Below are 12,716 nucleotides of genomic sequence, written 5' to 3' on the forward strand. Positions count from 1 at the left end.
GAAATGACCAGTTTTTATAAGTGGTCTCTTCTTCCCGTCTACAATTTCATCTTGTAGAATTAACTCCGTTTAGCTATAATTGTTTATTCTTTTAATAAGAGGCTATTATGAAAATTCTTTTTGTTTACCCGGACATGCCGGTAACCTGCTGGACCTTGGATAAAGAAATCGAACTTGTAGGTTTTGATGCATTATTCCCACCACTTGGGTTACTAACTGTAGCCGCAATGCTTCCTGAAGAATGGGATAAAAAATTAGTCGATCTAAATGTAGAATCACTTAGCGATCAAGATATTATTGAAGCTGATTATGTTTTTCTCGGTGGGATGAATGTTCAGGAAGTTTCAATGCGAGAGGTGATCAAAAAAGCAAAAAAGCTTGATACACCGATTGTTGGTGGTGGTCCTTTGCTTACTCACGAATATGAGCGTTTTCCCGAAATTGATCACTTTGTACTAAATGAAGCTGAAATAACTCTTCCATTATTCCTTGAAGACTTAGAAAAAGGAACCCCTCAAAAAGTATATACTACTACAGAATTTGCTGATGTTCATGAAACTCCCTTACCTCTTTGGCATTTGGCAAAATTAGATAAATATGGTTCGGCATTATTGCAATACTCGAGAGGATGTCCTTACATGTGTGATTTCTGTGACGTAACCTCTTTGTTTGGAAGAAGACCACGTACAAAAACGGCTGAACAAATTGTAAGAGAGCTTGACAGCATACCCGATATTGATTCATTTGGATACGTATTTTTTGCAGATGACAATCTAATCGGTAATAAGAAATTAGTTAAACAAGATCTGCTTCCTGAATTAAAAATATGGCAGGACAATAGAAAAAAGAAAGCTTTGTTTGCCACTCAGTTAACCATTACTCTCGCTGATGATCAGGAAATGATGGATCAAATGCTTGAGGCAGGATTCTCAAGTGTTTTTATTGGTCTGGAAACACCGGATGAAGATACATTAGCACTTTGCAGGAAGAAACAGAACACCAAAAGAAACCTCATCGACAATGTTAGATATCTTCAAACCAGTGGTTTTGAGGTTATGGCAGGATTTATTCTCGGTTTTGATAACGATGACGAAGGAGTATTTGATCGACAAATAGAATTTATTCAAGAGTCTGGCATTGTTATGTGTATCATCGGGCTCCTTAATGCACCTCCCGGAACCGAATTACACGAAAGAATGGAACGGGAGAATCGTTTGCTTGATCAAAATTGGTTTTTTGAAGGAGCTACTAATATCGTCCCAAAAATGGATGCTAAAATCCTCATGGATGGTTTTAATCGTACTGTAACGTACTTATACAATGGGGAAGGTTTTTACAACCGCGTCATTAAGTTCTTGTCTCTTTACGAAAAACCCGCGATCCATAAAAAAACAAAGCCCATTAATAGTACTCTTAGATACCTTAGAGCATCCTTTTTAATCATTTATAGGTTAGGAATTAAAAATTACGACAGAAAATATTTCTGGAAGGCTTTGCTTTGGTGCTTAAAAAATAAGCCCAGACATATGCCAGTTGCAGCTCAAGCATATGCCCGGGGTTTTCATTTTAGAGAAGTGTACAACGACAATATTTATAAAGGAGAAAACTTATTAGAGGAAATGAAACTTCGTGAACAGCGAAACCTCTCTATTTCAGATACTGAAATAAACCAAATTCTCAAAGAAGTTTCCTAAATCTGCTCTTTCAGAACTAATTGAGTATCTATAAATAAAAAGTCATTCCTCTTTCGAAGAATGGCTTTTTTTATTAGAAGCGAAGTTTTGAGTGATATTATTGAAATTGCCAAAACCGGATAACCTAGTACTTTCAATATGCCTGAAATCTATTATTTTGATGGCAACGAAAATAAACTCCCCGAATGAAAAAAATATATCTGCTCAGCTTCCTGCTTTTGCTATCTGCCAACCTTCTATCACAGGAAAAGAAGAATGCACGTGAATATGGAATTAAGATCGGGATTCTTACTCCCGGTTTAAATAATGCTATAACAGATGTAGAAGGTGTACTGGTGGGACATACTACTCTGATTGAGGGTGAAGCAACACGGACTGGAGTGACAATGATTTTACCTCATTCCGGCAACTTATTCACGGACCGGGTTCCGGCAGCTGTATTTGTAGGAAACGGGTTTGGTAAAGCGGTTGGTTTTACTCAGATAGAGGAGCTTGGAGAAATAGAAACGCCAATCGGGTTAACAAATACATTAAGTATTCATACTGTTGCCAATGCTATTACTGACTATGTGCTTGAACAAAATCAAAATGTATACTCAGTAAATCCCGTTGTTGGTGAAACGAATGACGCTTACCTGAATGATATTCGATCTCGTGCTGTAAATTTTGAGCATGTTCATCAAGCGATAAAAAATGCCAGATCAGGAGAAGTGGAACAGGGTAATGTTGGCGCCGGCACAGGAACAAGAGCCTTGGGTTATAAAGGTGGAATAGGAACTTCTTCCAGGAAATTACCCGAACGATTTGGGGGTTACACTGTTGGGGTCTTAGTTCAATCAAATTTTGGCGGAGTACTTACTATTGATGGAGCTCCGGTGGGAGAGGAATTAAAAAACCATTATTTATCCAGCATTGTGCCTTATGATGTAGATGGTTCCGTCATGATCATTGTAGCAACTGACGCCCCTATTACTTCCCGTAATCTTAAACGATTAGCAAAAAGAGCTTTTCTCGGAATATCAAGAATTGGTGGGTTTGCAAGTAATGGAAGCGGTGATTACGTGATAGCATTCTCGATACATCCTGAAGTCCGCAACAAATTGGACCATCCTACGCCTGTAAAATCAATTTCTGAACTTGATAATAATGCTACCTCTCCTCTTTTTCTAGCCGCAGTTGAAGCTACAGAAGAAGCAATTTTAAACTCATTATTCCATGCTGAAACGATGAAAGGAGATCATGGAACTCAGGAAGCTTTACCGGTCGAAAAAGTTTTGGAGATACTTCGGAAGTATAATCTTCTGGAAAAGTAGATGTTCGGTTAACTTAACATCTCAATTTAACTGCATAAAAAAAACCATTCCTCTTTCGAAGAATGGTTTCTCTCTCTTACCAGCTGCCATTAATACTGTCAAATTAACGGCGCTTTCTTACCAAAGCCTGTCGCTTCATTTTCTGTGCTCTGTCAGGCATCGTATCGAACTTAATTTTTTGCTCCTCATTCAACAATGCTCTGATCTCTCCTTTCTTTGCAATGTGAATTTTATGGATACTCGCCTGAAGATCACCCATTTCATCAGCTACTTTATTGATTGCTGCAACATCGTAAGTGTCACCGGATGAAAGAGTTCGTAGTCTTGCAATTTTCTCTCTTAATTGATTTTCTAACGGAAGACTTTCTTGCTTTCCTTCCAGCATTATGCCTTTTATTTGCTCTTCTTGATCTTCACTCAGATCTAATTTGGCTAACATAGGTTCCTGCCCTCTTCGCATTTGTCCTTTTTGTCCGCCTCTTTTTTCGATGCGCTCTTTTAGTTCTTTGCGTTTTTCTTGCTGATCACTTCTCTGTGCCTGAACGGATAGTGTTCCAATTAGCAACAAAAGAAATGCGGTTGTTATAATTCTTCTCATGACTGTCTCCTGTTTTGATGATTATTTATTTTTGTACCTTGTACACTTCATTAGAAGAAAACCCCTAACAAAACTTGTGGTCAACCATGAAATTTTTTCTAAGTCTGCTACTTTTATTTCTATTCAGCCAAAATCAGCAAGCTCAAAGCTGGTTGATAACTCAGGAAGACTGGGGTGGCACTGATTCTCTTGATTCAAGTCTGGAACATGAAATATCTTATATCACTATTCACCACGGCGGCGAGATGTTTCCGGACGATAAAAACACAGTTACTTATTTACAGAATTTACAAAAATGGAGCCGCTCCGACCGTAAATGGAATGACATTCCCTACCATTACGTAATCGCACGAGACGGTAAAATATATGAAGGCAGACCACTTAATTATCGCGGTGATACCAATACTACATACGATCCAACCGGACATGCACTTGTTGTGTTACTTGGAAATTTTGAAGAGCAGGAAGTGAAAGCCGAACAAATTGAATCTCTTAAAACCGTGACTGCATATTTAGCAAAGCAAGAATCTGTTCCCGCCGAAAAGATACAAACTCATAAAGATTATGCGGAAACACTCTGTCCGGGTAAAAAACTGACGGGTTACTTAAATACCCGTGATTGGAATTCCTTTTTAAACGGACTGGATTAAAACAAGAAAAAACCTTAGCTCTTTTCACATTTAAAACCATAAATACAACTCAACATCAAAACCCGGAAGATGGATTAACTAAATTTTATAAATTTAAGCTTAAAATTACCTTCCGTATTTCCACAATTGTTTAATAATTGAAATTTACTACCTCCACTGATCAAAAATTTAACACCCTGTTTTTTATTGCTTGATACAAAGTTAATAATATGAAAAACTACCTGATCTCCTTTTAAATAGATTGGGGAAATTTTATAGTACCTCCCTATTTCATTCCTAGGCTTTTTTTCTAACTCCTCTCGAGTTAAATAAACAATATTATGATCTTTAAATGAATCAAAATCTAATTTTTTTAAATCATATGACTCATCAATTACTACATAAAATGGTCCTTCATGAGGAATTATACCTGGATGAGGTTGAAGCCTATCTTTAAGTTGTATCTCAAGAGCTTCTCTTAAGTAAGTTGAACTTCCTTTTTCTTGAGCAAAGCTTATTTGAAACAAGCTCAACATTACTACAAATAATGATAGAATATATTTTTTCATTTAATTTTATCAAATTTATCAGTTGGAACCACAGCCTGAACTCTCATAATGTTATAAGTATTGCTCATAATCAATCTTATAACATTTGGTGTCATAAATTCCTGAAACCAGCAGAAGGCTCAGAGCTGTAAAATCGATTTTTCTCTACCCTTAAAACACCAATAAATGAAGTACAAACTTCTCTACCTGTTATATGCTTTTATAGCTTTTCTGGTTAGTTCCTTTTTTTGAAAATAAGGAATCCAGGTACTTCCTGAAACTACCATGACCCCAACAAAAGCCCCGGCTGGGATACTCAGTTCTTCACTATCTGACTGAGAAGCCAACGAAGTTGCTGCAATAGTAACTCCTGCTATTACACCTAAAACCTGAACTACAGTCATTCCATCTCTTTTCTTCAGATATTCCATGCTTTCAGGATTATCAAATAATGCTTTTTTAAGATTTCGGGCACTTGCTCTTTGGATTTCTCCACCATCTTTTGAAAAATACTCCACCTGGCTGGACTGCATTCCACCGCCAACAAACATAGATGTACCATTCGGACCAGGAACAAAAGACCCTCCTCCTCCATAAGATTGAGTTCTCGTATAAAGATCTATATTTCCTTTTTCTAACCGTTTTGCGAAACTATCCCCATAACCGCTGTACATTCTTCGAAAATAACCATCCGTTGTTTGGTAAGCGTGCACTTCAGACAGTGGGATTTCAGTTGTATCGTTCACAATTATTTTGGAGGATCTAAATAGTTTAGTACTCAATTCCACCTTTCCTCTGATAATTGTGCTGTCTTTGAGTTCCACAAAATTTCTGTATTGAGCTGAAACCGAAATTGTGAATAAAAAAAGAACCGCGAAACAATTGAAAACCTTTATCATAACCAAGCTTTTTAAAATTTGAAGAATATATAAAAGCCTAGTCTTTAATTCCTATTAATTTTGAATTTAGAAAGTTTATGAATCGAGTGGAAAGCTTTTGAGAAAATCTTACTTATCCAGCGTAGCTCCGCTGCGGAACGAGGTTAAGTCGCAGACTTAAGAGAGCTTGGGGACCTTAAAATATATATACCCCAAAAGTATCCTATTATTGTAGTCACTGGAAATAAAAATACAATATAATCTCCACCATGGTTAATTGCTTCAATTATCATAATTACCATAAAATCCCCAAATAGAAAAAACATTACCAGTTCGACGCAAATAAGTAATATCAAAAGTATAATGTAACCTTTAATTATTTTGTGAGGAAGTAACAGTGAACTAATCGAATAAATACAATAGGCAAACATGTATGTTATTGGTATTCCATAGATAGAATAACTAAAGGTCTCCCAATCAGCTATTCGTGGAAATGCTATTAACCAAAAAAAACCTACTATCAAATCCAATATTAAAGCAGTTAAATAAGCTACTAATCCTAGTTTAATAAAATATTTCTTTTCCATGTCTTTATTCCCAAATTACTTTTGTACGGGTTTCTTTTCCATGCCATAATAGATCTCCTCCCGATAGCCTTAAAATAGTAACTTCGTAAGTTACTATTCTACATGTAGTATTTGTTCCATAATTTTTGTCTGGTTCCGTAGCTCCGCTGCAGAACGCCAATCGGATACCCCGCCTCTTTTTTCACCGTACTCAATCTACATTATAGCATCGGTTTTGAAAGGAACGACATAATTTAAAGTATTGCCTGTAATGCAAGTTACAGACTTGCTTAGCTACTGCTCTTTAAGTCACAGACTTAAGAGAACTGGGGACCTTATCTTCTCTGAGGTATATTTATCAAAAAAAGCCACATCAATCTAAGATCAATGTGGCTTTTGTAGTTTGATGCTTGTTATTTAAAACAAACTGTGGGCCCGGAGGGACTTGAACCCCCGACCAATCGATTATGAGTCGACTGCTCTAACCAACTGAGCTACGGGCCCCGAATAAGGGCGTCAAAGTTACAAGGTTTAGAACCTATTTGAAAGCTCTTTTTTCGGTTCATTCATTTAAATCATCTATACGAGTTTCACTGAGTTCATAAAACAGTATTATCAATCTTATTGAAATTTTTTAGTTTCAAATGAATGCTGGATACTCTGTTTAGTGTTTACATTCAAAACAACACAATTATGCATAGATATCTTTCCTTTTTTCTTATTTCAATTCTCTTTCCACCTTTGTTAGTTGCACAAAATTCGGAGCGTGCAACAGAGATCTTTGAAGAAGTAGATACACGTCGTAGTAAGATCACCTTCGAAAAAACGGATATGCGAATGATCATCTACAACAGCAATGGAAATACCAGAAACAGATCTATCAGTTCTTTTTCGTTTAATGAAGCTGACCAGGAAAAAAGCCTGCTTGTATTTGAGGAACCCGCCAATGTTCGGGGAACCGGTTTTCTTACATTAAGCGACGGAAACAATGAAGTCCAGAAATTATATCTACCGGCATTAGGTCGGATTCAAACGATCACGGCATCCCAAAAAGCCGACCGATTCATGGGAAGTGATTTTACTTACGAAGATCTGGGTGACCAAAACCCGGATGACTATGACTTTGAATTGATCCAGGAGAAAGACAAAACCGCAGTACTCAGAGCAGTAAAAAAAGAGAATTCGCAGTATGCCTATATCAAATTCTACATCAATACTGAACGCTATTCTTTAGAGAAAGCTGAGTATTTCGATGAAGATGACGAAATGATCAAAAGACTGGAAGCCGAAGATTTCACAAATGTGGATGCGAATATATGGCGTGCCAATAAAATGACCATGTTCGATCTGAGAGCTGAACGTAAAACAGAACTCATCTGGAGTAATCGTGTTATCAACCAGTCTATTCCGGATTGGCGATTCACTGAACGAGGGCTGAAAAGGAACTAACAGCTCAAAATTTAAAGCTGTTAGCACTTTCCATTAGTTAGATTTTAAAAATATCAGCCCAACTTAAAATTATCAGGACGTATTGTTAACATAGATATATCTACTTGTTGAACAACTTGGGCTGCTGTCGATCCCATTAAAACTCTCTTTATTCCGGTTCTACCATGAGTTGTCATAATTAACAAGTCTGCATGTTTGTTGGCATATTCTGTAATCTCGTAAGGTACGGATATTCCGGGCACTACTTCCAAATGAACCGGCACAGAGATGCTTGAAGCTCCATCATTTTTTATGATTCTATACTCAAACTCCTGTCTTGTCTTTTGGAGTGACAAACCAAGTTCCTTATTTGCATTAAAGTAATCATCAAGCCTTTTCTGAAATAATAGATTGCTGTCCTCATTTGATATACCTACTGTAGGTGCTACAAATCCATATCCCTCGGAAGAATATAATTGGTTAACATAGAGCAGTTTTAATGTAGTATCGAATTGGTACGTAAGCTCTACTGACAGGGCAAGCGATGCTAAAGAATGCTCTGATAGATCTATCGCTGTTACAATTCTTTCAAACCCGCTACTTGTATATTTTCTACTCACAGTAAATACCGGCGCATGTGCCTTCCTAATCACTTTATCGGTGATACTTCCTTTAAAGAAGTTTGTCTCATGAGCTCCTTTTGCACTCATAAGGATCAGGTCATACCCTTCTTTATTCGCAAATTCAGCGATAGCAGAAGAAGGTTTTCTATCTACCTGAACATGAGTTTTACCCAGATATTTCTCCATTATAAAGTCGGATGCTAATTCATCTAACTCCGATTTAGCCTTTTCAACTACTTTGGGATATAGATCTTTGTCCATATCGAAGGGAAGCCCCAGTTTATCCATGCTTTCACTCATATACATACTGAATGGCACAATATGGATAAGGTCGATGGTAGATCCATAAATTTTGGTGAAGAAACCGGCTAGCTTTAACGCAGATTTTGATTGTTCGGAAAAGTCGGTTGGGATGAGAATTCTGTTGACTTTCATAATTACCTCCTTTTATGTAATGGATGTACATGATGGTAATAAAAGAAAATGAAGAATTGATGAAGACCTCTTTCAGCTTTGCCTGGCTTTTCTTTCTCAAGATATCTAAACCACTTACCATAACTTTCCCGATCGGAATTACGGGGAAGCCTCTCCATGATGTTGATGTGAACACAGGAAATTAACTTTAACTGATAATCCTAATGCTTTGGATCCGGCTTCAGTGTTAATAATGGTGATTCAAGGTTTCTTGTGATCTTCTCAGCTGTGGATCCAAGGAAAAATCTTGAAAGGCCTGTTCTTCCATGTGTACTCATTATTACCATATCGGCATAATCATTTGCATAGTCGATGATATCATCATGAGCTACCATTCCTTTCTTAATTACTGTTCTAACCGGTATTGAGATACTCTCTGTTCCTGAAGTCTTAACGATCTCATCATAAAAAGGCTCCTCATTTCTTTTTATTGAAAACTGGTCCAGAGCATTTTCTTTAAAGAACTTCTCTAACCTCTCCATCAAGCCGGAATACAAATTCTCTTTATTGAATGAATTTATTTTCCCGGAATATTCCTGAGAATGCATCGACTCCATAAACATCCCGGAATTATATAGTTCCACAATATTCAGAAAATTGAGACTGGCATTAAATTTATTGGCCATCTCAAAAGCTACGGGAACTACTTCAAAAGAAAAGTCTGATATATCCGTAGGAACCAAAATTGTTTTAATTTTATCGTAATGGAATTCATTACTCAATGCTAAAACCGGTATCTTTGAATTTCGTACTACTTTTTCTGTAGTGCTTCCGTGAAGAAAATCTGTTGCATCTCCACCTCTGGCACTCATAATTATCATATCATAATTACCTTTCTCGGCATGGTGTAAAATTGAATTGGAGGCTTTACGGTCTATCTCGACTATTAAATTTCCCGACGAATTTTTATCCAGATATTCTTCAGAAAAAGACTGTAGCCTCTTTTTTGCATCTTCTGCGATCTTAGGATAGATATCATCTCCCATATCCAAAGGAAGCCCCAGTTTACTTATGCTGTCATTTAAATAAGCTGAAAGTGGGACTACATGAATAAGATCTGCTTTACAATCAAAGTGATCTATAAAAATTCTTAAAGCCTTAAGCGCTTTTTTTGAATTTTCTGAAAAATCGGTTGGAATAAGTACTTTCGAGATCTTCATATACGCAATATTTGATTCTATTTACTAATAGTATCACGATACAGCTTATAAAGTTTCTACTTCTAATATGCTTAGATGAGCTTAGCTTTTCTCTCGTAAATAATCCAATCCACCAACCATCATCATTCCGATCAAAATTCCAATTACTCCTCCCCAAACATTGGTCTCGGGATCGGAGTTTTCACTTATCCCGGGAAGAAACGGGTTCGACTTGATCATCTTCTTTTTAACCGTCTCAACTTCTACCTTTTTAAACTCATCAAATTGAGCGTCAGGGTTTATGATTTTACCAAGCCTTTGATATTCAGGCAGGTTTTCATTGATCTCTGAACTCATCAATTCTTGCGCCCTTTCGCTAGTATATTCGATCTCTTCAGTATCTCTCACTTGCTCAACAAACTCTCTGTTCTGATAGGGCCAGATCACAAATAGTGAACCGATCAGGAAACCGATTAACACTGAAATAGTTTGCGAATGATATTTCCCGAGCAACCATGATAAAAATCTCGAAAAAGCTGCGAGTCCAACTACGGCTCCCAGTAAGAATGGCAATAATCCGATTATTCCGTCCATAGTTTCCGAACCGCCTATCATCCCAATATTTGAAAGCAGATAATCGTATTTTCGCATAATAAGAAGTAAATACGAACCTGAAATTCCCGGAAGTATCATTGCACAGATAGATATCATACCACTTAAAAACACAAAGGCCGGATTTTCAGGAGTATCTGCCGGAACCAACGAAACGACCCAAAGCCCGATCCCTATTCCAACAACGCTCATTAGAATTTCCTGCCAACTGATCTCATTCAGCGTTTTGTATAAGATGTAGATGGAGCCCAATATCAAACCAAAAAATAGTCCATACACAATTTCGGGATGTGTGAACATATAAATCTGAAGCGGAACTACTTTGGTAAAAAAGGCAAGAGCTACAAAAATCCCTCCAAACAAGAAGATCAAAAACTTGATATGCAATTCCCTGAAAGCAGTTTTCCATTTAAATGAGAAAAAAGCTTTTAAAAAAGGCCCGTTTACACTTTTGATCGCATTCAACAATCGTTCATAGATCCCAAGAATCAAGGCCATGGTCCCACCACTCACGCCCGGAACTATATCTGCGGATCCCATCAAAAAACCTTTAATAACTAAAAACGGTGCCTCCTTAAATGTGGTTTTATCCTTTTGGCTATCTCTCATTATTCTCCCCATCCCTTTTCACCGATCAAAGGAACAAATTTAAAATTGTCGTACTCATCCTGCTTGTATTCAGTATCAGATACTCTTGTAATTTTCAACATTTTCTGCGTTTTATCGTCTCCAACCGGAATCACTAATATTCCTCCGACTTTCAACTGTTTAATCAGATCCTCAGGCACTACCGGTGCTCCAGCTGTTACTATGATGCCATCGTAAGGAGCGTAGGTTGACCAACCAAGAGTTCCGTCACCTGATTTTAGAAGTGGTGAATATCCCTCTTCTTTCATCGCTTCTTTTGCTCGGTGATATAATTCATTGTGTCGTTCCACACTGTATACTTCAGCTCCCAGTTCGCAAAGTATCATACACTGATATCCTGATCCGGTTCCGATCTCGAGGATCTTATCTCCTTTTGACAATTCCAGCAACTCTGTTTGAGCAGCAACGGTATAAGGCTGAGAGATAGTTTGTCCTAACCCAATTGGCAATGCACTATCTGTATAAGCTCTGTGATGAAGAGCAGTATCTACCAGTTTATGGCGTGGAATCTTCCCTATTGCCATAAGCACATTCGAATCTTTGATTCCTTTTTCTTTAAGTAATTCAACCAGTTTTTGTCGCGGCCGAACAAAACGACGACTTTGATTTACCATGCACCTGCCGATTTATTAATTACTCAAAGTATACCAAATTCATCTCTTATTTTTTTGACTTAATGAAGCTCTATTTAATGCGATTCTAAATTTCAAAATGACCTGCTTTCAATTCATAAGCTATATATATTCTGAGATGGAATGGATCGACTTACCCGTTGTTCAAGTATTTATTTATGCATTGATCACTGCCCTTGCAACGGGACTTGGTGCATTGCCTTTCTTTTTTATTGATAAAATTTCTGATTCCTTTCTGGGCAAGTCAAACGCTGTTGCTGCCGGATTGATGCTTGCTGCCAGTTACAGCCTGATCTTTGAAGGTTATAATGAAAGCGAATGGATGACAATCGCAGGAATGCTTGCCGGAGTAATCTTGGTCGTTTTAGCCAACAATTGGTTGGAAGGTCGCTCCACACCCGGCTTGGAAGATGTTGTTGGAGGAAAAAGAAAACAGATGCTGATCTTTTTGGGGATCATGACTGTACATTCTTTTGCAGAAGGTGTAAGTGTAGGAGTTTCATTTGCCAGCACGATGGAGTTTGGAGCTTTTATAGCTATAGCAATTGCCATTCATAATATTCCGGAAGGTTTGGCTATTAGTCTTGTTATGGTCCCAAACGGAACTTCTCCCATGAAAGCTATCGGATGGAGTATTTTTTCCAGTTTACCTCAACCTCTGATGGCAATCCCTGCATTTCTTTTCGTTGAAACTTTCAGAGAATATCTTCCTTTTGGGTTAGGCTTTGCTGCCGGAGCAATGATCTGGATGGTTTTCGCTGATCTTGTTCCTGAAGCACTGGAAAAATGTAAACCTCATACTATCGGACTCTGGGTTACCTTGGCAATACTGGGAATGAGTGCATTTCAGATACTTCTGGGGCGTTAATCTCTATCCTATTTTTTACATCACTTTATAAACTTTTTGTACCAATAAACTGGTCAACTTCTTAAA

General features: G+C 37.5%; 13 protein-coding genes and 1 tRNA gene. 6 read left to right on the plus strand and 8 right to left on the minus strand.

Annotation, left to right across the window (positions count from 1 at the left end; translation table 11 throughout):
- The first annotated feature begins 107 nt into the window (after positions 1 to 107).
- A complete protein-coding gene (locus A8B79_RS14385) occupies positions 108 to 1,694 on the plus strand; it encodes a B12-binding domain-containing radical SAM protein (protein ID WP_066224002.1) in 1,587 nt (528 codons plus the stop codon).
- Between the two features lie 185 nt (positions 1,695 to 1,879).
- A complete protein-coding gene (locus tag A8B79_RS14390; protein ID WP_066224004.1) occupies positions 1,880 to 3,007 on the plus strand; it encodes a DmpA family aminopeptidase in 1,128 nt (375 codons plus the stop codon).
- A gap of 103 nt (positions 3,008 to 3,110) precedes the next feature.
- Here the strand turns inward: A8B79_RS14390 and A8B79_RS14395 are convergent, their stop codons facing one another.
- Positions 3,111 to 3,605: a Spy/CpxP family protein refolding chaperone gene (locus A8B79_RS14395; RefSeq protein ID WP_066224006.1), complete on the minus strand. Its 495-nt coding sequence runs from the start codon at positions 3,603 to 3,605 to the stop codon at positions 3,111 to 3,113.
- An 86-nt stretch (positions 3,606 to 3,691) separates the two neighbouring features.
- Between A8B79_RS14395 and A8B79_RS14400 the strand changes: the two genes are divergently transcribed.
- Positions 3,692 to 4,255 carry a peptidoglycan recognition protein family protein gene (locus A8B79_RS14400; protein WP_066224008.1) on the plus strand — a complete coding sequence of 188 codons (564 nt, stop codon included), beginning with the start codon at positions 3,692 to 3,694 and terminating at the stop codon, positions 4,253 to 4,255.
- 74 nt (positions 4,256 to 4,329) lie between these two features.
- Here the strand turns inward: A8B79_RS14400 and A8B79_RS14405 are convergent, their stop codons facing one another.
- The 3 genes from A8B79_RS14405 to A8B79_RS14420 all read right to left on the minus strand — a co-directional run bounded on the left by A8B79_RS14405 (position 4,330) and on the right by A8B79_RS14420 (position 6,730).
- Entirely contained in the window at positions 4,330 to 4,803 is a 474-nt protein-coding gene (locus tag A8B79_RS14405) for a hypothetical protein (protein WP_153038451.1), read from the minus strand.
- Between the two features lie 182 nt (positions 4,804 to 4,985).
- Positions 4,986 to 5,528: a hypothetical protein gene (locus tag A8B79_RS14410; RefSeq protein WP_153038452.1), complete on the minus strand. Its 543-nt coding sequence runs from the start codon at positions 5,526 to 5,528 to the stop codon at positions 4,986 to 4,988.
- A gap of 1,128 nt (positions 5,529 to 6,656) precedes the next feature.
- A tRNA-Ile gene (locus A8B79_RS14420) sits at positions 6,657 to 6,730 on the minus strand.
- A gap of 189 nt (positions 6,731 to 6,919) precedes the next feature.
- On the opposite strand from A8B79_RS14420, the gene A8B79_RS14425 reads away from it, so the two are divergent.
- Positions 6,920 to 7,675, plus strand: coding sequence for an outer membrane lipoprotein-sorting protein (locus A8B79_RS14425; protein WP_161485179.1), 756 nt, complete (start codon positions 6,920 to 6,922; stop codon positions 7,673 to 7,675).
- A gap of 53 nt (positions 7,676 to 7,728) precedes the next feature.
- Here A8B79_RS14425 and A8B79_RS14430 read toward each other — a convergent pair whose 3' ends face one another.
- Positions 7,729 to 8,712, minus strand: a complete 984-nt coding sequence (locus tag A8B79_RS14430; protein ID WP_066224019.1) for a universal stress protein — start codon at positions 8,710 to 8,712, stop codon at positions 7,729 to 7,731.
- A gap of 29 nt (positions 8,713 to 8,741) precedes the next feature.
- Here A8B79_RS14430 and A8B79_RS16190 point away from each other — a divergent pair, with 29 nt between their 5' ends.
- The gene (locus A8B79_RS16190) at positions 8,742 to 8,897 is read left to right on the plus strand and encodes a hypothetical protein (protein WP_161485180.1); all 156 of its coding nucleotides are present in this window, start codon (positions 8,742 to 8,744) and stop codon (positions 8,895 to 8,897) included.
- Between the two features lie 15 nt (positions 8,898 to 8,912).
- On the opposite strand, the gene A8B79_RS14435 is transcribed toward A8B79_RS16190, so the two are convergent.
- From A8B79_RS14435 to A8B79_RS14445, 3 genes are all read right to left on the minus strand, one after another.
- Positions 8,913 to 9,911, minus strand: coding sequence for a universal stress protein (locus A8B79_RS14435; RefSeq protein WP_066224021.1), 999 nt, complete (start codon positions 9,909 to 9,911; stop codon positions 8,913 to 8,915).
- Between the two features lie 81 nt (positions 9,912 to 9,992).
- Entirely contained in the window at positions 9,993 to 11,111 is a 1,119-nt protein-coding gene (locus A8B79_RS14440) for a DUF368 domain-containing protein (RefSeq protein WP_153038454.1), read from the minus strand.
- Positions 11,111 to 11,764, minus strand: a complete 654-nt coding sequence (locus A8B79_RS14445; RefSeq protein ID WP_066224026.1) for a protein-L-isoaspartate(D-aspartate) O-methyltransferase — start codon at positions 11,762 to 11,764, stop codon at positions 11,111 to 11,113. The genes A8B79_RS14440 and A8B79_RS14445 overlap by 1 nt, the downstream gene beginning before the upstream one ends.
- A gap of 136 nt (positions 11,765 to 11,900) precedes the next feature.
- On the opposite strand from A8B79_RS14445, the gene A8B79_RS14450 reads away from it, so the two are divergent.
- Complete coding sequence (locus A8B79_RS14450; protein WP_066224113.1) at positions 11,901 to 12,650, plus strand: ZIP family metal transporter; 750 nt, start codon at positions 11,901 to 11,903, stop codon at positions 12,648 to 12,650.
- Positions 12,651 to 12,716: the final 66 nt, after the last annotated feature.

Origin of the sequence: Balneola sp. EhC07 (genome assembly GCF_001650905.1) — a bacterium.
Classification (GTDB): domain Bacteria; phylum Bacteroidota; class Rhodothermia; order Balneolales; family Balneolaceae; genus Balneola.